Annotated in this window: 19 protein-coding genes; 8 read left to right on the top strand and 11 right to left on the bottom strand. The window is 62.0% G+C overall.

The window, feature by feature from the left end; genetic code table 11:
- The first annotated feature begins 69 nt into the window (after positions 1 to 69).
- Positions 70 to 2,811: an aconitate hydratase AcnA gene (acnA, locus tag BB029_RS09070; protein ID WP_065938941.1), complete on the top strand. Its 2,742-nt coding sequence runs from the start codon at positions 70 to 72 to the stop codon at positions 2,809 to 2,811.
- A 131-nt stretch (positions 2,812 to 2,942) separates the two neighbouring features.
- On the opposite strand, the gene BB029_RS09065 is transcribed toward acnA, so the two are convergent.
- Entirely contained in the window at positions 2,943 to 3,881 is a 939-nt protein-coding gene (locus tag BB029_RS09065; RefSeq protein ID WP_065938940.1) for an aspartyl/asparaginyl beta-hydroxylase domain-containing protein, read from the bottom strand.
- Positions 3,882 to 4,008: 127 nt separating this feature from the next.
- Positions 4,009 to 4,983, bottom strand: coding sequence for a cysteine synthase A (cysK, locus tag BB029_RS09060; RefSeq protein WP_065938939.1), 975 nt, complete (start codon positions 4,981 to 4,983; stop codon positions 4,009 to 4,011).
- Positions 4,984 to 5,112: 129 nt separating this feature from the next.
- Between cysK and BB029_RS09055 the strand changes: the two genes are divergently transcribed.
- The 3 genes from BB029_RS09055 to BB029_RS09045 all read left to right on the top strand — a co-directional run bounded on the left by BB029_RS09055 (position 5,113) and on the right by BB029_RS09045 (position 8,313).
- Entirely contained in the window at positions 5,113 to 6,189 is a 1,077-nt protein-coding gene (locus tag BB029_RS09055; protein WP_065938938.1) for a DUF748 domain-containing protein, read from the top strand.
- A gap of 100 nt (positions 6,190 to 6,289) precedes the next feature.
- On the top strand, positions 6,290 to 7,135 hold the full coding sequence (locus tag BB029_RS09050; RefSeq protein WP_065938937.1) for a MoxR family ATPase: 846 nt from the start codon (positions 6,290 to 6,292) through the stop codon (positions 7,133 to 7,135).
- Positions 7,135 to 8,313 (top strand): VWA domain-containing protein, encoded by a 1,179-nt coding sequence (locus BB029_RS09045; protein WP_024074064.1) that lies wholly within the window; start codon positions 7,135 to 7,137, stop codon positions 8,311 to 8,313. The genes BB029_RS09050 and BB029_RS09045 overlap by 1 nt, the downstream gene beginning before the upstream one ends.
- A 42-nt stretch (positions 8,314 to 8,355) precedes the next feature.
- On the opposite strand, the gene BB029_RS09040 is transcribed toward BB029_RS09045, so the two are convergent.
- The 4 genes from BB029_RS09040 to BB029_RS09025 form a co-directional block, all read right to left on the bottom strand.
- Entirely contained in the window at positions 8,356 to 8,898 is a 543-nt protein-coding gene (locus BB029_RS09040; protein ID WP_065938936.1) for a hypothetical protein, read from the bottom strand.
- 96 nt (positions 8,899 to 8,994) lie between these two features.
- Entirely contained in the window at positions 8,995 to 9,906 is a 912-nt protein-coding gene (locus BB029_RS09035; RefSeq protein WP_065938935.1) for a biotin-dependent carboxyltransferase family protein, read from the bottom strand.
- Positions 9,903 to 10,607 (bottom strand): 5-oxoprolinase subunit PxpB, encoded by a 705-nt coding sequence (pxpB, locus tag BB029_RS09030; RefSeq protein WP_065938934.1) that lies wholly within the window; start codon positions 10,605 to 10,607, stop codon positions 9,903 to 9,905. The genes BB029_RS09035 and pxpB overlap by 4 nt, the downstream gene beginning before the upstream one ends.
- A complete protein-coding gene (locus BB029_RS09025; RefSeq protein WP_065938933.1) occupies positions 10,604 to 11,344 on the bottom strand; it encodes a 5-oxoprolinase subunit PxpA in 741 nt (246 codons plus the stop codon). The genes pxpB and BB029_RS09025 overlap by 4 nt, the downstream gene beginning before the upstream one ends.
- Positions 11,345 to 11,519: 175 nt before the next feature.
- On the opposite strand from BB029_RS09025, the gene BB029_RS09020 reads away from it, so the two are divergent.
- A complete protein-coding gene (locus tag BB029_RS09020; protein ID WP_065938932.1) occupies positions 11,520 to 12,434 on the top strand; it encodes a LysR family transcriptional regulator in 915 nt (304 codons plus the stop codon).
- Positions 12,435 to 12,709: 275 nt separating this feature from the next.
- On the opposite strand, the gene BB029_RS09015 is transcribed toward BB029_RS09020, so the two are convergent.
- From BB029_RS09015 to BB029_RS09005, 3 genes are read right to left on the bottom strand one after another with little or no spacing between them, the layout of a single operon-like run.
- A complete protein-coding gene (locus BB029_RS09015) occupies positions 12,710 to 13,252 on the bottom strand; it encodes a DUF2937 family protein (protein WP_027604263.1) in 543 nt (180 codons plus the stop codon).
- Between the two features lie 11 nt (positions 13,253 to 13,263).
- A complete protein-coding gene (locus BB029_RS09010) occupies positions 13,264 to 14,040 on the bottom strand; it encodes a class II glutamine amidotransferase (RefSeq protein ID WP_053136626.1) in 777 nt (258 codons plus the stop codon).
- 30 nt (positions 14,041 to 14,070) lie between these two features.
- Positions 14,071 to 14,604 carry a hypothetical protein gene (locus BB029_RS09005; RefSeq protein WP_027604265.1) on the bottom strand — a complete coding sequence of 178 codons (534 nt, stop codon included), beginning with the start codon at positions 14,602 to 14,604 and terminating at the stop codon, positions 14,071 to 14,073.
- Between the two features lie 24 nt (positions 14,605 to 14,628).
- On the opposite strand from BB029_RS09005, the gene BB029_RS09000 reads away from it, so the two are divergent.
- Together BB029_RS09000 and BB029_RS08995 are read left to right on the top strand one after the other, a co-directional pair.
- Entirely contained in the window at positions 14,629 to 16,671 is a 2,043-nt protein-coding gene (locus BB029_RS09000; protein WP_065938931.1) for a S9 family peptidase, read from the top strand.
- Positions 16,672 to 16,740: 69 nt separating this feature from the next.
- Positions 16,741 to 17,214, top strand: coding sequence for a cyclic nucleotide-binding domain-containing protein (locus BB029_RS08995; protein WP_065938930.1), 474 nt, complete (start codon positions 16,741 to 16,743; stop codon positions 17,212 to 17,214).
- Here the strand turns inward: BB029_RS08995 and BB029_RS08990 are convergent.
- Entirely contained in the window at positions 17,211 to 17,489 is a 279-nt protein-coding gene (locus BB029_RS08990; RefSeq protein WP_027604268.1) for a hypothetical protein, read from the bottom strand. The two genes, BB029_RS08995 and BB029_RS08990, sit on opposite strands and share 4 nt — an antisense overlap.
- Positions 17,490 to 17,567: 78 nt before the next feature.
- On the opposite strand from BB029_RS08990, the gene BB029_RS08985 reads away from it, so the two are divergent.
- Positions 17,568 to 18,254: a spermidine synthase gene (locus tag BB029_RS08985; protein WP_065938929.1), complete on the top strand. Its 687-nt coding sequence runs from the start codon at positions 17,568 to 17,570 to the stop codon at positions 18,252 to 18,254.
- 40 nt (positions 18,255 to 18,294) lie between these two features.
- Here BB029_RS08985 and BB029_RS08980 read toward each other — a convergent pair whose 3' ends face one another.
- The gene (locus BB029_RS08980) at positions 18,295 to 19,215 is read right to left on the bottom strand and encodes a ParB/Srx family N-terminal domain-containing protein (RefSeq protein WP_065938928.1); all 921 of its coding nucleotides are present in this window, start codon (positions 19,213 to 19,215) and stop codon (positions 18,295 to 18,297) included.
- Positions 19,216 to 19,312: the final 97 nt, after the last annotated feature.

The raw sequence follows: 19,312 nt of genomic DNA, 5'->3' as shown, positions 1-19,312 counted from the left end.
CAGCGCTAGTTTGAAAGCTCTGTTCGTCCCGTCAGGTCCGTAGCCGTGCGGACCATAAGGAGTCATGTAATGTCATCCCTTGATAGCCTGAGTACCCTTAAAACTTTAGAAATCGACGACAAGACCTACCACTATTTCAGCCTGCCCGAGGCCGCCAAGCGCCTGGGTGACCTGGATAAGCTGCCGATGTCCCTCAAGGTGCTGCTGGAGAACCTGCTGCGTTGGGAGGACAACAAGACCGTCACCGGCGCCGACCTCAAGGCCATTGCCGCCTGGCTCAAAGAACGCCAGTCCGACCGTGAGATCCAGTACCGCCCCGCCCGCGTGTTGATGCAGGACTTTACCGGCGTACCCGCCGTGGTCGACCTGGCCGCCATGCGCGCCGCCGTGGCCAAGGCCGGCGGCGACCCGCAGCGCATCAACCCGCTCTCGCCGGTGGACCTGGTGATCGACCACTCGGTGATGGTCGACAAGTTCGGCAACGCCGACGCCTTTGGGCAGAACGTCGACATCGAAATGCAGCGCAACGGCGAACGCTACGCCTTCCTGCGCTGGGGCCAGAGCGCCTTCGACAACTTCAGCGTGGTACCGCCGGGCACCGGCATCTGCCACCAGGTCAACCTCGAATACCTGGGCCGCACCGTGTGGACCAAGGACGAGGACGGCCGCACCTACGCGTTCCCCGACACCCTGGTGGGCACCGATTCCCACACCACCATGATCAACGGCCTCGGCGTGCTCGGCTGGGGCGTGGGCGGGATCGAAGCGGAAGCGGCGATGCTCGGCCAACCGGTGTCGATGCTGATCCCGGAAGTGATCGGCTTCAAGCTCACCGGCAAATTGAAAGAAGGCATCACCGCCACCGACCTGGTGCTGACCGTCACCCAGATGCTGCGCAAGAAAGGCGTGGTGGGTAAATTCGTCGAGTTCTACGGCGACGGCCTGGCCGACCTGCCCCTGGCGGACCGCGCGACCATCGCCAACATGGCCCCGGAATACGGCGCCACCTGCGGCTTTTTCCCGGTGGATGAAGTGACGCTGGACTACCTGCGCCTCTCCGGTCGCCCGGCTGCCACCGTGAAGCTGGTCGAGGCCTACACCAAGGCCCAGGGCCTGTGGCGCCACGCTGGCCAGGAGCCGGTGTTCACCGACAGCCTGGCCCTCGACATGGGCAGCGTCGAAGCCAGCCTCGCCGGGCCGAAACGCCCACAGGACCGCGTGTCCCTGCCCAACGTCGGCCAGGCGTTCAGTGACTTCCTCGACCTGCAGTTCAAACCCACCACCAAGGAAGAAGGCCGCCTGGAAAGTGAAGGCGGCGGCGGTGTGGCCGTGGGCAACGCCGACCTGGTGGGCGAAACCGACTATGAATACGAAGGCCAGACCTATCGCCTGAAAAACGGCGCCGTGGTGATCGCCGCCATCACCTCCTGCACCAACACGTCCAACCCCAGCGTGATGATGGCCGCCGGGCTGGTGGCGAAAAAAGCCGTGGAGAAAGGCCTCACGCGCAAACCCTGGGTGAAAACCTCCCTGGCGCCCGGTTCCAAAGTGGTCACCGACTACTACAAGGCCGCGGGCCTCACCCAGTATCTGGATAAAATTGGCTTCGACCTCGTGGGCTATGGCTGCACCACCTGCATCGGCAACTCCGGGCCGTTGCCCGAGCCGATTGAAAAAGCCATCCAGAAGGCCGACCTCGCCGTAGCCTCGGTGCTGTCCGGCAACCGCAACTTCGAAGGCCGCGTGCACCCCCTGGTGAAAACCAACTGGCTGGCCTCGCCGCCGCTGGTGGTGGCTTACGCCTTGGCGGGGACCGTACGCATCGATATCAGCAGCGAACCGCTGGGTAACGATCAACAGGGTAATCCGGTGTATTTGAAGGACATCTGGCCGAGCAGCCAGGAGATCGCCGACGCCGTTGCGCAGGTCAGCACCGGAATGTTCCACAAGGAGTACGCCGAGGTGTTTGCCGGTGACGAACAGTGGCAAGCCATTGAGGTGCCACAGGCCGCGACCTATGTGTGGCAGAAAGACTCCACCTACATCCAGCACCCGCCATTCTTCGACGACATCGCCGGGCCTCTGCCGGTAATCAAAGACGTCAAGGGCGCCCACGTACTAGCGTTGCTGGGGGACTCGGTGACCACCGACCACATTTCCCCCGCCGGCAACATCAAGACCGACAGCCCCGCCGGCCGCTACCTGCGCGAGCAAGGCGTGGAGCCGCGTGACTTCAACTCCTACGGCTCACGCCGGGGCAACCATGAAGTGATGATGCGCGGCACCTTCGCCAATATCCGCATCCGTAATGAAATGCTTGGCGGCGAGGAAGGCGGCAATACGTTGTACATCCCCACCGGCGAGAAAATGCCGATCTACGATGCGGCCATGAAGTACCAGGCTTCGGGCACACCGCTGGTGGTGATCGCCGGCCAGGAATACGGCACCGGCTCCAGCCGCGACTGGGCCGCCAAGGGCACCAACCTGTTGGGGGTCAAGGCGGTGATCGCCGAGAGTTTCGAGCGGATTCACCGTTCCAACCTGGTGGGCATGGGCGTGCTGCCGCTGCAGTTCAAGCTGGATCAGAACCGCAAGGCGCTGAAGCTTACGGGCAAGGAGAAGATCGATATCCTCGGCCTGACCGAGGTAGAGATCGTACCGCGGATGAACCTGACGCTGGTGATTACCCGCGAGGACGGCAGCAGCGAGAAGGTCGAGGTGCTGTGCCGGATCGATACCTTGAATGAAGTGGAATACTTCAAGTCGGGGGGGATTCTGCACTATGTGCTGCGGCAGTTGATTGCCTCTTAAGAACACAGGAGATCAAATGTGGGAGGGGGCTTGCCCCCGATGGCGGTATGTCAGTCAAAACATCTATGACTGATCCACCGCTATCGGGAGCAAGCCCCCTCCCACATTTTGACCGCGTTTAACGCTTCAGATCAGCCGAACAACCACTTCCACAGCAGTACCAACACCACTACCGCCAGCACCGGCCGCGCAATGCGGTAAGCCTTCGGATGCTTGCGCTTCCACTGCTTGACCACACCGCTGAACTTGTCGCTGAAGGTCTTGCTCCAGGCGTACGCCTGGTTGATGCCGCCGACGCGCTCGTCATCCAGGTTCTGCGGTGCGGTGGCGCGGCCCAATTGCTTGCTGACCCAACGATTGATACGGGTCATCAGGCGGTTGCTCAGCGGACGCTCGATGTCGCAGAACAGAATCACGCGGGTCTTGTCGGTTTCGTTCTTCACCCAGTGCACGTAGGTTTCATCGAACATCACGTCGTCACCGTCGCGCCAGGCGTATACCTGGCCGTCGACGAAGATGCGGCAGTCGTCGGAGTTCGGCGTGGACAAGCCCAGGTGATACCGCAGGGAACCGGCAAACGGGTCACGGTGCGGGTTGAGGTGGCTGCCGCCCGGCAACAGCGCGAACATCGCGCCCTTGACGTTGGGGATGCTGCTCACCAGCGCCACGGTTTTCGGGCACAGCGCCTCGGCCGATGGCAGGGGTTTGTCGTACCACTTGAGGTAGAAACGCTTCCAGCCCTTCTTGAAGAACGAACCGAAACCGGCGTCGTTGTTCTTTTCGGCGGCGCGGATGTAACCCTCGTCGAACAGGTGCATGGCCTCTTCGCGGATCACTTCCCAGTTGTCCTTGAGCACGTCCAGTTCCGGGAACTTGCTGCGGTCCAGGTACGGCTTGGACGGCACCGCCGAAAACAGGTACATCAAGGCGTTATAGGGGGCGAACAGCGCCGAATGGTTGACGAACTGGCGCAACATCGGCAAACGGGCCTTGCCGCGCAGGTGCACGTACAGCGTGCTGCCGATAAACAGCAACAACACCGACAGTTTGGCGGCCAAAGAAAAGGTCATGCAGCAACTCCTGGAAATAAGCGCCTGGCCAACAGCCTCCCGGCGACGGGAGGCCAGACGTGACAGCCGGCCATGATAAACAGTTGGGCCATTATGCAGAAGGCCCAGGCTGACCGGCTGACATAAATCAAGCCTGGTTTTCCTGCTCGGTAAACAAATCGCTGAACAGCATGCTCGACAGGTAGCGTTCACCGGAGTCCGGCAGGATCACCACAATGGTCTTGCCCTGCATTTCCGGCTTCTCGGCCAGGCGCACGGCCACGGCCATGGCGGCACCGCAGGAAATACCGCACAGGATGCCCTCTTCCTGCATCAGGCGCAGGGCCATGGCCTTGGATTCGTCGTCGGTCACCAGTTCCACGCGGTCGACCATCGACAGGTCGAGGTTTTTCGGCACGAACCCGGCGCCAATCCCCTGGATCTTGTGGGGGCTGGGCTTGATCTCGGCACCGGCCAGGGCCTGGGTGATCACCGGCGACACCATCGGCTCGACAGCCACCGACAGGATCGGCTTGCCCGCCGTGTTCTTAATGTAGCGCGACACGCCGGTGATGGTGCCACCGGTGCCCACGCCCGCCACCAGCACGTCCACGGCGCCATCGGTGTCGTTCCAGATTTCCGGGCCGGTGGTTTTTTCGTGGATGGCCGGGTTGGCCGGGTTTTCGAACTGGGCCGGCATAAAGTAGGTGGCCGGGTCACTGGCAACGATTTCGCCGGCCTTGTCGATGGCGCCCTTCATGCCCTTGGCCGGCTCGGTCAGGACCAATTCGGCGCCGAGGGCCTTGAGCACCTTGCGGCGTTCGATACTCATGGACGCCGGCATGGTCAGCAGCAACTTGTAGCCACGGGCGGCGGCGACAAACGCCAGGCCGATACCGGTATTGCCGGAAGTCGGTTCAACGATGGTCATGCCCGGCTTGAGTTTGCCGGTACTTTCGGCGTCCCAGATCATGTTTGCGCCAATGCGGCACTTCACCGAATAGCCTGGGTTACGCCCTTCGATCTTGGCCAGAATGGTCACGCCACGCGGTGCGATACGGTTGATCTGAACCAGGGGCGTGTTACCGATGGAGTGCGCGTTGTCTGCAAAAATGCGGCTCATGGCGGGTCCTATTAGGCGGTTTTCAGAAAGGCTCCAAGGGTATGCCTCGTGCTGCAAAGCGTCCAGTCGAAGGAACGTTGCGCCTGCCGCTGGGGTCCACCGCACCAGTATGGACAGAGGACTCTCCCCATGAAACGTCGCTACAGCTGGCCACTATGGACCATTGCCGGATTGCTGGTGGTCCTGGTCGCCGTGAGCATCGCGCTCCCCTACCTGGTGCGTAACTACCTGAATGACAAGCTCGCCGACATGGGCGATTACCGCGGCCAGGTGACCGACGTGGACCTCGCGCTGTGGCGGGGTGCGTACCGGATCAACGGCCTGGAGATCGTCAAGGTCGACGGCAAGGTGCCCGTCCCGTTCGTCAAGGCGCCGCTGATCGACCTGGCGGTGAGCTGGCACTCTCTCTGGTACGACCACGCGGTGGTGGCCAAAGTGCTGTTTATCAAGCCCGAGGTTAACTTCGTCGACGGCGGCGCCAACAAGCAAGCCTCCCAGACCGGTAAGGGTACCGACTGGCGCGAGCAGTTGAGTAAGCTGGCCCCCATCACCCTCGACGAAGTGCGCATTGAAGACGGCAAGATCGCCTTCCACAACTTCAGCTCCAAACCCGTGGTGAAGATCGACGCGACCGGCGTCAACGCCAGCTTCTACAACCTGACCAATGTGGTCGACGTCAAAGGCCGGCGCGACGCGCGCTTCGACGGCAAGGCCCTGCTGCAAGGCCAGGCCCCGCTGGAAGCCACCGCCACCTTCGACCCGCTGAGCAATTTCGAGAACTTCGAGTTTCGCTTCCGCGCCAGGGACTTGCAGCTCAAGCGCATGAACGACTTCGCCGCGGCCTATGGCAAGTTCGACTTCAAGGCCGGCACCGGGGATGTGGTGATCGAAGCCCAGGCGGAAAAAGGCCAGTTGACCGGGTACATCAAGCCGCTGCTGCGCGACGTGGAAGTCTTCGACTGGCAGCAGGACGTGGAGAACAAGGACAAGAACATCTTTCGTTCGATCTGGGAGGCCGTGGTGGGCGCCAGCGAGACCGTATTGAAGAACCAGGCAAAGAACCAGTTCGCCACCCGCGTGGAACTCAGCGGCAGCGTGCATCAGCAAAATGTCAGCGCGTTCTCCGCATTTTTGGCGATTTTGCGTAATGGTTTTATCCAGGCGTTCAATGCGCGCTATGAACAGCCCAAGCCTTCGGCGGATTGAGCCGTGACCGGTCATTCAGAGACTGAATAACCCGTCTGCGTTCACAGTCGCCGGGGCCGCGCGGTATAGTCCGGGCATTGATGAATTCGAGGAATGACCGATGAAGTTCGAAGGCACCCAGGCCTACGTTGCCACCGATGACCTGAAACTGGCCGTCAACGCTGCCATCACCCTGGAGCGCCCACTGCTGGTCAAGGGTGAGCCCGGCACCGGCAAGACCATGCTCGCCGAACAACTGGCCGAGTCCTTCGGCGCCAAGCTGATTACCTGGCACATCAAGTCCACCACCAAGGCCCACCAGGGCCTGTACGAGTACGACGCGGTCAGCCGCCTGCGCGACTCGCAACTGGGAGTGGACAAGGTGCACGACGTGCGCAACTACCTCAAGAAGGGCAAGCTCTGGGAAGCATTCGAGTCCGAGGAGCGGGTGATCCTGCTGATCGATGAAATCGACAAGGCCGACATCGAGTTCCCCAACGACCTGCTGCAGGAACTCGACAAGATGGAGTTCTACGTCTACGAAATCGACGAGACCATCAAGGCCCGGAAGCGCCCGATCATCATCATTACCTCCAACAACGAAAAAGAGCTGCCGGACGCGTTCCTGCGCCGCTGCTTCTTCCACTACATCGCCTTCCCCGACCGCACCACCCTGCAAAAAATCGTCGACGTGCACTACCCGGACATCAAGAAGGAGCTGGTCAGCGAGGCGCTGGATGTGTTTTTCGACGTGCGCAAAGTCCCCGGTCTGAAGAAAAAACCGTCCACCTCCGAGCTGGTCGACTGGCTCAAGCTGCTGATGGCCGACAATATCGGCGAAGCGGTGCTGCGCGAGCGCGACCCCACCAAAGCCATCCCGCCCCTGGCCGGTGCCTTGGTCAAGAACGAGCAAGACGTGCAGTTGCTCGAACGCCTGGCATTCATGAGCCGCCGCGGTAATCGATAATGTTGCTCAACCTGTTCAATGAAATGCGCGCAGCCAAGGTCCCGGTGTCGGTGCGCGAGCTGCTCGACCTGATCAACGCGCTGAAACAGCGCGTGACCTTTGCCGACATGGACGAGTTCTACTACTTGGCCCGGGCGATCCTGGTCAAGGACGAACGGCATTTCGACAAGTTCGACCGCGCCTTCAGCGCCTACTTCAATGGCCTGGAAAAGCTCGACGACCACCTGCAGGCGCTGATCCCCGAAGACTGGCTGCGCAAGGAGTTCGAACGCTCGCTGAGCGACGAAGAGCGCGCACAGATCCAGTCCCTCGGCGGCCTCGACAAGCTGATCGAGGCATTCAAGAAACGCCTGGAAGAACAGAAGGAACGCCACGCCGGCGGCAATAAATGGATCGGCACCGGCGGTACCAGCCCGTTCGGCTCCGGCGGCTACAACCCCGAAGGCATTCGCGTCGGCGACGCCGGCAAGCGCCAGGGCAAGGCCGTGAAGGTCTGGGACCAGCGCGAGTACAAGAACCTCGACGACCAGGTGGAACTGGGCACCCGCAACATCAAGATCGCCCTGCGCCGCCTGCGCAAGTTCGCCCGCCAGGGTGCGGCCGAAGAGCTGGACATCGACGGCACCATCGATCACACCGCCCGCGATGCGGGGCTGTTGAATATCCAGATGCGCCCGGAACGCCGCAACACCATCAAGCTGCTGTTGCTGTTCGATATCGGCGGCTCGATGGACGCCCACGTGAAGATCTGCGAAGAACTGTTCTCGGCGTGCAAGACCGAGTTCAAGCACCTGGAGTACTTCTACTTCCACAACTTCGTGTACGAGTCGGTGTGGAAGAACAACCAGCGCCGCACCTCCGAGCGCACCTCCACCCAGGACCTGCTGCACAAGTACGGTGCCGATTACAAAGTGATCTTTATCGGCGACGCATCGATGGCGCCGTATGAAATCACCCAGGCCGGCGGCAGCGTCGAGCATTGGAATGAGGAACCGGGGTATGTGTGGATGCAGCGCTTCATGGCCAAGTACAAGAAGCTGATCTGGATTAACCCGTATCCCAAGGATACCTGGGGCTATACCGCGTCGACGGGGATTGTGCGGGAGTTGGTGGAGGATCAGATGTACCCGCTGACGTTGCGCGGGTTGGAAGAAGGCATGCGCTTCCTGTCCAAGTGATGGCAGGCCTGTAGCCGAAGACATCGGCTTCAGGTCCCTCACTCAGCAGTGCTCGCGGTCGATCCAGGCAAACTTGAGGAAGAGCGCGGCGAACCGCTTGACCAGTTCCGAATCCTGACGGTCGACCTTCCCATCATTGTTGACGTCCTGGTGGATCGAGACAGAGGCGCCACGACCATTACCGTCGCTGTACACCGCCGCCGAGTAAACAATGGTTTCATCTCGGGGCACCCCCTCCCCTTGATGAAAGTGCAAGCGCACCGTGTCGGGAATCCCGTTGTTATCAAAATCCCCGGCAAATACCTTCAGGTACTTGTCGAAGGGTTCGTCGAGGCTGAACCATTCGAACGCCAGAAACAGCTGGGCAAACTCGATGGCCATCTCTCGGTCCACGGTGTCGACAATGCCGTCCTGATTGAGATCGTCCGCAATGATCCAGTCGAACTGGCCGTCGTCGGTGATATCGAAGGCGGTGGCTCGATGGACAAGCGCGGGGGTCCTGGAATCGTCATAGAATTCCAGGTACACCACATCGGGAACATCGTTATCGAGTACATCTTGGGCAAAAATCTTCAAATAGCGCATGGAAAAGCCTGAATAGTGGATGAACCCATTCAGGTTTTCATGACTGCGCTAAAGCCGCGAAGACGACAAACACTGGCACTCCCGTAGGAGCTTTCTTTACAGGGAAAACCGGCGCAGATACTCCACATGCTGCCGATGCGCCATATCCTGCACCACCGGCACCAACCTCAGCTTTTCTCCCGGCAAACACTGCGCCAGCCGCGCCAGCGCCAACGGCGTCAAGGCGCCCAGGCGCGGATAGCCACCGATGGTCTGGCGATCATTGAGCAACACGATCGGCTGCCCATCCGGCGGCACCTGGATGCCACCCAACGGAATCCCTTCGGAAATCAGTGACGGTCCCTGGTACTGCAACGGCGTGCCCAGCAAGCGCATGCCCATGCGGTCGGCGCGACTGTCCAGGGTCCACTCGGTGTTAAAGGCGTCGAACAGGCTCTGGCCGCTGAACAGGCCAATTTGGGCGCCGACGATCACCTCCAGCGGCGCCTTGGCCGGCAACGCCTGTTCGCTCAGCACTTTCATCCCGCCGCCGGTACCGGAGTAGCCCAGTCGCCCGCCTTCGGCCAAGGCCTTGCCGAAACCGTCCGGCCCGCCCAGCGCCTCACGTACCACCGTGGCGCAGCTGCCCAGCACATCCGGCGCATCAAACCCGCCGGGGGCCGCCAGGTAGGCCCGCGCGCCGCTGAACGGCTGGGTAAAGCGCAGGCGCTGGCCCTTTTGCAGGATAAAACTGCGCCCGGGGCTGATCGCACGTTCATCGATATACGCCCCCAGATCCGCCCCGGCCAGCGCCAACAGGCAATAATCCTCGGCCTGCACGGTAAAGCCACCGAGGGTGATTTCCACCACCGGCGCGTCCAGCGCATTGCCCAGCAGCCAGTTGGCCCAGGACATCGACACCCAATCCAGCGCGCCGCCCTGGGTCACGCCCAGGTGGCGCACGCCAAAACGACCGGCGTCCTGCAGCAGGCACAGCGGCGTGCTGGCCTCGATGATCAAGCGGCTCATGCCTGCGCCTCCAACGGCGTGTCATCGCCACCCAGGTTTATAAATTCAGCGTGGCTGACCGACTCAAAGCGCACCGTGTCACCGGGCTGCATCAGGCTGTAGCCAGCGCGCTCGCGGTCAAACAGCTTGGCCGGCGTGCGGCCAATGAGGTTCCAGCCACCAGGGGACACCACCGGATAGGCAGCGGTCTGTCGCTCGGCGATACCGACACTGCCGGCCGCCACGCGCTGGCGTGGGGTGCTCAGGCGCGGGGTGGCGAGGATTTCATCCACCAGCCCCATAAAGGCAAAACCGGGGGCGAAGCCCAGGGCGAATACCTGGTATTCGTGGGCGCTGTGGCGGCGGATCACGTCGTCGACAGCCACGCCACTGCGCTGGGCCAGCAATGTCAGTTCAGGGCCGACACTCAGGTCGTACCACACCGGCAGCACATGGCACTGGCCGCTGCCCTGGGCCTGGGGTTGCAGGTCGGTCAGCGCCTGGTCGATCAATTCCCGCGCCTGGGCCGGGCTCAACGCCGTGAGGTCGTAATGCACCATCAAGGTGGTGTAGGACGGCACCAGATCCACCAGGGCCGCGCCAAAACCGCTGCGCAGGCGCTGGGTGGCGGCGAGCATCCACGGCATATTGGCTTCGGCGATCACCTCGAACAGACGCACCATCAGGCAGTCGATCGCCACCACTTCAATCCGCGGCTTCATGCTGGCTTCAATGCCTCGCGGATACGCTTTACGGCGGCGACCGAACTGGCATTGTCGCCATGCACGCACAGGGTATTGGCGCGCAACAACAACGAGCTGCCATCGCTGGCGGTCAGGGGTTCGCCACGGGAAAGGGTCAAGGACTGCTGGACGATGACCTCTGGATCATGGTGCACCGCCCCCGGCAATTGACGGGAAACCAGATGGCCGTTGGCGTCGTAGGCACGGTCGGCGAAAGCCTCGAACCACAGGATCACCCCGTACTCATCCCCCAATGCCTGGGCCGCGCTGTTGTCGCGGGTCGCCAGCAGCATCAGCGGCAGGTCGCCATACGCGGCCACGGCCTCGATCACCGCACGCAGCTGCGCCGGGTTGGCCATCATGTCGTTGTACATCGCGCCATGGGGCTTGACGTAACTGACACGCCCGCCCTGGGCACGGCAGATGCCGTCGAGGGCGCCGATCTGGTAATGCAGCAGGTCCTGGATTTCCTGGGGGGTGTAGGTCATGGAGCGGCGGCCGAAGCCTTGCAGGTCCTGGTACGCCGGGTGTGCGCCCACCTGTACACCGTGCTTGAGGGCCATGCTGACGGTCTTGCGCATGATGCTCGGATCGCCGGCATGAAAGCCGCAGGCCACGTTGGCGCAATCGATGAACGGCATGACCTCGGCGTCCAGACCCATGGTCCAGTTGCCAAAGCTCTCGCCGATGTCGCAATTCAATAGCAGACGGCTCACGCTGGTTGCTCCTGTAGGCTTTGTTTTTTTGTAGTGTGGGATTTTTTACGCAGAACTCGCAACTTGTCCTGACACCCCAACGGCGCTTATCGTGGAATAGCCTGATTTTTGGCGTTTGCCCGGTGCGGCGTCCAACTAATAAAAACCGATCCATGCATAAGAAAAAGTTGATCCCATGAATTTGAAGTTCCTCGAAACCTTCGTCTGGGTGGCCAAGCTCAAGAGCTTCCGCCTGACCGCGGAGAAGCTGTTCACCACCCAGGCCTCGATTTCCAGCCGCATCGCCGTGCTGGAAAGCGAGCTGGGGGTAAAGCTGTTCCTGCGTGACTCCCGGGGCGTGAGCCTGACCCCGGAAGGCTTGAAGGTGCTCGATTATGCCGAGCAGATGATGGTGACCATGCAGGGCCTGAAACAGTCCCTGGAAACCACCAGCAGCAAGGTCGGGCGCATTCGCATCGGTGCGATGGACACGGTGATCCACACCTGGCTCAGCCCGTTGGTGGCGGAACTGATGGACCATTTTCCATTGGTGGAAATCGAATTGGTCGCCGATACCGCGCTTAACCTCAGCGATCAGCTGCAAAAAGGCTTTCTCGACCTGATCCTGCAAACCGACCTGCTGCGCCTGGAAACCGTGCGCAGCCTGGAGCTGGCCAGCCACCCCATGGCCTGGATCGTCGCCAGCCAGTCGATCTACAACCGCGACTACGCCTCCCTCGCCGAACTGGCCCAGGAGCGCATCATCACCTACTCGAAAAACTCCCACCCGCACCAGGACGTCATCAGCCTGATGCAGGCCAACGGCGTGGCCGCGCCACGGATGAACTGCGTGAACTCGGTGTCGGCGATTACCCGGTTGTTGCGCGATGGCTTCGGGATTGGTGCACTGCCGCCGGTGTTGGTCAGGGAAGAACTGGCGCGTGGCGAATTGGTGATGTTGCCGATGGCGCAAAAACTGCCGAACCTGCAAGTGGTGGTGTCGTGGCGCGTGGGGGTGGAATTGGTGGAGGAGATTGTCGGGCTGTGTCAGAAGGTGGTTGGCCGCTATGCCGAGGAAGTCGGCGAAGAGCGGATGCTGCTGAGCAACTGAATAAACCGGATACAAATAATGCCGATCAGTTAAGAGATAGAACGGGCAAACAGTAACCTGTGGCGAGCGGGCTTGTCGAATCGTCGCACCGCCCGCGTTGGGCTGCGCAGCAGCCCCAATAAGAGCGCTGCAGTATGCCAGGCAGGTCCGGGGCTGTGTTTTGGGGCTGCTGCGCAGCCCAACGCGGGGCAAGCCCGCTCACCACAGTTACAGTGTTCCTCCTTAACTGACTGGCATTAGGGCAAGCCCCCTCCCACATTAGACCGAGGTGTGGGTTAGAGACCTTTCAGGTCCCGCTCTTCGATTGGCCGGCTCTGGCGCAAGCGCTTGCCACCCAGCACCACCCAGTCGATCAGCCGGAACAGGCACTCCAGGCCAAACGACAGCAGCATCGCCCCGCCCAGGCCCCAGCCCATGGCTTCGGGGGTCAGCAGGATCTGGTAGCTGTAGCCGTTCCAGGTCTCCAGGCGGATATCCGGGTCGGCGGCCACCGCCACTTGCAGGGCACGGATGTACCACGGGCCTTGCATGGCCTGGAATTGCTTGTCCAATGCCACCTGGCGGTCAAGCATGGCGCCCAGGCTGTTGGCGTCGCTCTGGAACACCGGATCGTCGCTGGCGCGGTAATGCGCCACCAAGGCCTTCAAGTCACCGTTGAAGAACTGCCGCGCGGTGGTTTCAAACCCGCTCAGGCCGGTCTGGGCCTCGATCAGGTGGGCTTCGACGCGCTTGGCGTAGTCGTTGATAAACCCCGGCACTTGCACGCCGACCAACAGGCCAATGGCAAACAGCACCAACCGCAGATAACTGAGCAACATGGTCGATATCCTTACTCGGTAACGCCCTGGCTGACGCATTCACCGCGTCGCCACAGGCTCCATTGGCCCGGTTCGTAGCGGGTCCAGTTTTCGTTGTCGGTCAACGGTTCGGTAGCAATCACCGTCACCACATCGTTGGGGGTGGTTTCGGCCTGAAAATCGACGATCACGTCGACATCTTTGAGGCGCGCCGGGCCAAACGGTGCACGCCGGGTGATCTGCGCCAATTTGGTCGAGCAATAGCAAAACAGCCAGTCGCCATCACTGAGCAGGCAGTTGAACACGCCTTTGCTGCGATATTCGGCACAGGCGGCGATCAGGTCCGGCAGCATCTGTTCGATGTCCACCGGCTCGGGGAAGGCTTCGCGCACGCGGTTGAGCAGGTCGCAAAAGGCCGCTTCGCTGTCGGTATCGCCTACCGGGCGGTAGAAGGTGGCGCGGGGGGTGAAGTCCGCCAGTTGGCCGTTGTGGGCGAAACACCAGTTGCGGCCCCACAGTTCGCGCACGAACGGGTGGGTGTTGGCCAGGCTCACCTTGCCGACGTTGGCCTGGCGGATATGGCCGATCACCACTTCACTCTTGATGGGGTAACGCTGCACCAGCAGGGCGACTTCCGACTCGCTGCTGGCGGCCGGGTCCTGGAACAGACGCAGGCCACGGCCTTCGTAGAAGGCGATGCCCCAGCCGTCGCGGTGGGGGCCGGTACGCCCACCGCGCTGCATCAGCCCGGTAAAGCTGAACACGATATCGGTGGGGACGTTGGCACTCATGCCCAATAATTCACACATGCCAGGGCTCTCGCTGCAGGGCGGACAACGTTAAAGGCGCGGTTCGACCCGCATACCGCTCACCGGTGCAGGACGACGGAACGGCTCGTCGTCTTCATCAACAGGCTCGGCGGCCAAGGCAGCGTCGGTGGCGGCCTTGCGCTCACGGCGGGCGTTGGCGGCGCGCTCGATGGGCCAGCGGATCAGCACAAACACGAGGTACACACCAAAGGCGATCAGGGTGTACATGAACAAATCGGAAATCGCCCGCCAGGCGTTATTGCCGACCTTGAGCACCAGGTCCAGGGCCGTGATGGCCACGGCCGGCGCGAACTGAGTCTTGACCGGGTCGACGATGGTCGGGCTCAACAACAGCACGGCCATCAGTAATTGCAGCGGTTCGCGCAGCCAGCGCCAGATCCAGCGGGTCATGCGCCACCACACCAACAGGCAGCCCAAGGCAGCGAAGGCGTAAAGGCCCCAAGCGGTCAGATAGTCGTTCTCGGTCATGGTGTCCATGGCAAGGTAGGCAAACAGGCGGCTATGATAACGGCTTTTGCGTGTCGCGGCTGCAATGCCTGCCACCTTCCGCCAGACAGAGAGTGCTCCATGCCTTCATCGACCGCCCCGATTGCCCGTAAAGCCCCAGGCCAGGACCCGTACGCCTGGCTGCAAGAGCGCGACAGCGTTGAGGTCCTTGATTACCTGAAGGCCGAAAATGCCTTCCAGGAAGCCCGGCTCGCCGACCAGCAGGCCCTGCGCGAAACCCTGTTCGAGGAGATCAAGGGCCGCATCCTCGAAACCGACCTGTCCCTGCCCTCCCCCTGGGGCCCGTACCTGTATTACACGCGCACCACCGCCGGTGACGAATACGCCCGCCACTACCGCTGCCGCCGCCCGGCCGGCGACGGCAACCAGGTGGACGACAGCAGCGAAGAGCTGTTGCTGGACCCGAACGTGCTGGCCAACGGCGGCTTCTTTTCCCTCGGCGCATTCAGCATCAGCCCCGACCACCAGCGCCTGGCCTACAGCCTCGATACCAGTGGCGAAGAGATCTACACCCTGTTCGTGAAGGAATTGGCCACGGGCAAAGTCAGCGAACTGGAGTTCCAGGATTGCGACGGCAGCATGACCTGGGCCAATGACAGCCTGACCCTGTTCTTCGGCGAGCTGGACGACACCCACCGCCCGCACAAGCTGTATCGCTACCGCCTGGATGGCACGGCGGCGCAAGAAGTGTTCCATGAGCCCGACGGCCGCTTCTTCCTGCATTGCTACCGTTCCAGCTCCGAGCGCCAGTTGCTGCTCTCGCTCGGCAGCAAGACCACCAGCGAGGTCTGGGCGCTGGATGCCGACCAGCCGCACCTGGACTTCACCTGCCTGGCGCCACGGGTCGAGGACCATGAATACGATGTCGACCACGGCCAACTGAATGGCGCGTGGACCTGGTTTATCCGCAGCAACCGTGATGGCATCAACTACGCCCTGTTTGTGGCGACCGACATTGGCGACGTGCCGACCGAGGATGAGTGGCAGAACCTGATCCCCCACAGCGATGACGTGATGCTCGACGGCGTCAGCCTGAACACCGGCGCCATGACCCTGAGCCTGCGCATCGGCGGCCTGCCGGTGATCGAAGTGCATCCCCAGGGCTTGTCGCCCTATCGCGTGGAGCTGCCCGACGCTGCCTACAGCCTCTACGTGCAAAACAGCCTGGAATTCGTCAGCGACAAGATCCGCCTGCGCTATGAAGCCCTGAACCGCCCGGCCCAGGTGCGCCAGCTGGAACTGGCCAGCGGCGCCCAGCAGGTGCTCAAGGAAACCCCGGTGCTCGGCGTGTTCAATGCCGATGACTACGTCAGCCAGCGCCTGTGGGCCACCTCCGCCGATGGCACCCAGGTGCCGATCAGCCTGGTGGTCAAGCGCGACCAGCTCGGCAAGCCGACACCGTTGTACCTGTATGGCTATGGCGCCTATGGCTCAAGCCTCGACCCGTGGTTCTCCCATGCGCGCCTGAGCCTGCTGGACCGTGGCGTGGCCTTCGCAATTGCGCATGTGCGCGGCGGTGGCGAACTGGGTGAAGCCTGGTATCGCAATGGCAAGCAGGAACACAAGCAGAACACCTTCAGCGACTTTATCGCGTGTGCCGAACACCTGATCGCCGAGGGCCTGACCACCTCCAGGCAACTGGTCATCAGCGGCGGCAGTGCCGGCGGCCTGTTGATCGGCGCGGTGCTCAACCAGCGTCCGGAGTTGTTCCAGGCGGCGATTGCCGAAGTGCCGTTTGTCGACGTGCTCAACACCATGCTCGACCCGGAATTGCCGCTGACCATCACCGAGTACGACGAGTGGGGCAACCCCGAAGAGCCTGCGGTGTATGAACGCATCAAGGCCTACGCGCCGTACGAAAACGTCAGCGCCCAGGCCTACCCGGCCACGCTGGTGATCGCCGGCTACAACGACAGCCGCGTGCAGTACTGGGAAGCGGCCAAGTGGGTGGCCAAGTTGCGCGCGACCAAGACGGACGACAACCTGCTGTTGCTCAAGACCGAACTGGGTGCCGGCCATGGCGGGATGAGCGGTCGCTACCAGGGATTACGTGACGTAGCACTCGAATATGCATTTGTGTTCAAGGCGCTGGGGCTGGTTTAAGGAACTTAGCGGGGCGGTCGTGTCTGAACATTCAGACCGCCTCCTGATTGATGGACCAAGATTGCAGCCATGGCACTCCCGACTTTAATGAATACCGAAATCCGCGACATGCTCATGGACTGCGGCCTGTTCGACCCGTTGTTGCCGGAAGACTTCTACGTCGCCGCCGGCTACTTCAACATCAGCAGCATTGCCGAGGGCGAGGCGATTTTCCTCGAGGGCGATGCCGGCACCTTCATGTGCATCATCCACAGCGGCCAGGTGGCGGTGCAGAAAACCAACCACACCGGCCAGCGCCTGACCATTGCCACCCTGCGCAGCGGCCGGGCCTTTGGGGAGATGGCCGTGCTTGACGGCGAGCGGCGCTCCGCCAGTTGCGTGGCCGCCAGCGACTGCGTGTTGTTGAACCTGGGCAAGGACGCCCTGGAAAAGATGCTCAATGAAACGCCGCGTGTGGCGGCGAAGATCATCCGCGCAATCGCCATCGCGTTGTCCAAGCGCCTGCGCATGGCCGATGGGCAATTACTCTCCCAACAGTTTTAACCGCCTGGCGTCTTCGGCTTGCTGTCGTTCTGCTGCAGGCCGGGCACCGTCTGGTCCTTCGGCGGTGTCGGCAACACGATGGGCACCAACGGCGGTGAACCGTTCGTCTTCGGCACGGCCGGCGGGGTGATCTGCGGATACAGCGTCGGCGTTGGCGTGCCCGGTGCGCCGGGGCTAGGTGCCGGCGCCACCGGTACGGTTTGCAACTCCTGAGCCTGCGCCGCACCCAATGCGAGCGCGCTCAACACAATGACCGTTAGAATGCTGCACTTCATCGATGGCTCCATGGCCTGACCGGAATGTCGTAAGGCTACTCCCAACCGCGCAAGAATGCCCTTCCCAATGAGATTTCCATGAAACGTTTCGTTCTGCTGGACACCACCCCGATCCCCGACAACGGCGGTGCCTTGTGCCTGTTCGAATACGGTGAAGACTTTGTCATCAAGATTCAGGGCGGTGACGGCGGCCAGTTGATGAACACGCGCATGCACGGTTCCGAAGACGCGCTGGCGGAAATCCCTTGCCGCAAGGTCGCGGGGCGCCCGGGCTCACGGGTATTGATCGGCGGGTTGGGCATGGGCTTTACCCTGGCGTCGGCGCTCAAGCACCTGGGCAAGAGCGCCGAAGTGGTGGTGGCGGAACTGGTGCCCGGTGTCGTGGAGTGGAATCGTGGGCCCCTGGGGGAAAAGTCCGGCCGCCCACTGCTGGACCCGCGCACGGTGATCCGCATGGAAGACGTGGCCAAGGTGCTGCAGGCCGAGCCCCAGGGCTTTGACGCGATCATGCTCGACGTCGACAACGGCCCCGAAGGCCTGACGCAGAAGGCCAACAGCTGGCTCTATTCCGCCGGTGGCCTGGCTGCCTGCGCCAAGGCCCTGCGGCCCAAGGGCGTGCTGGCGGTATGGTCCGCCAGCGCCGACAAAGTGTTCAGCGACAAACTGCGCAAGGCCGGTTTCAAGGCGGAGGAAGTGCAGGTATTTGCCCATGGCAACAAGGGCACCCGGCACACCATCTGGATTGCGGAGAAGCTCAAGGGCTGAGCACGCTTCCCAAGACGCCCCTCCCACATGTTGATCCCTGTCAGTTGTGGGATTTGCGGTAGTCGATCACGTACGGCACTTTTTTGTCGAAGGTCTTCTCCAGCTCATCGCGGTCCAGCCGGGTCATGCCGCCCAGTTGATGGGCGGTGAAACCGCTGTCACCCACCTGTGAGCCCGGCGCCAGGCTGACCATGCGCTTGGCGACCGCTTCGATAGCGTCCTTGTAGCCGCCTTTCTTGTTCAGGTTGTACTGGCGCAGATCAACCTGCGTGCGCAGCCAGTTACCCCAATAGAACTCCAGGAACTCCGGTGCGATCTCGCCGCCATCCGGCTTGCCATAGGCGGCCTTGCGGGTGAAATACACCAGGCTGCGGAAGGTGTCGTCCTGCAGGTTCTTGAAGCCCAGGTGCGCCGGTAGTTGTTCCGGCGGCAGGGCCTGGCCCTGGTTGTCCTTGAGCCAGACCTTGCGGGCCGCTTCCATGCGCTGCCAGAAGCTCGCCATGTTCGGGCTGTTGCTGAAGTCGTCGGTGACCTTGACCCACATCTTCAAGCGCGGGCCGCCGCCGGGCACTTCCCACAAGGTGGTGAAACTGTGGTGACCGTCGGTCAGGTACAGTTGGCCGGCGGGGCCGACCACCACGGTTTTCATGTCCTCGGGGTGGGTGCCCACCGGGTCCTTGCAGGTGAAGCTGTCGGGCTGGTGCAGGTCAGCCTTGCTGGGCACCTTGTCGGCCTCGCCCTGGCCGTTGGTTTCGCAGTATTCATCGAAGACCTTGGCGGGTTTGTCGGCGAACAGGCCCAGGCTGTAGTAGATCTGGTCGAAGCCCACCACCGCCTGGGTCGGATGCAATTGTTCAAGGGCAACTTCGATCACTTGCCCGGGCTTGGGCGTCGAGAACGCCTGGGCCTGGAGGGTAACGACACACAGTAGCAGTGCAACAGTCCATGAAAGCAGACGCATGTTTTTCAGATCCTTATGAGTAAAGTAAATCGATCCCAGCGGTCATTTGCGACGCAAGCGGCTAGAATCAACGCTATCCGTGACCACCAAACAGCCA

The organism is Pseudomonas sp. S3E12 (genome assembly GCF_001702295.1).
GTDB classification, from domain to species: domain Bacteria; phylum Pseudomonadota; class Gammaproteobacteria; order Pseudomonadales; family Pseudomonadaceae; genus Aquipseudomonas; species Aquipseudomonas marginalis.
This window is presented reverse-complemented; position numbering and strand designations above follow the sequence as displayed.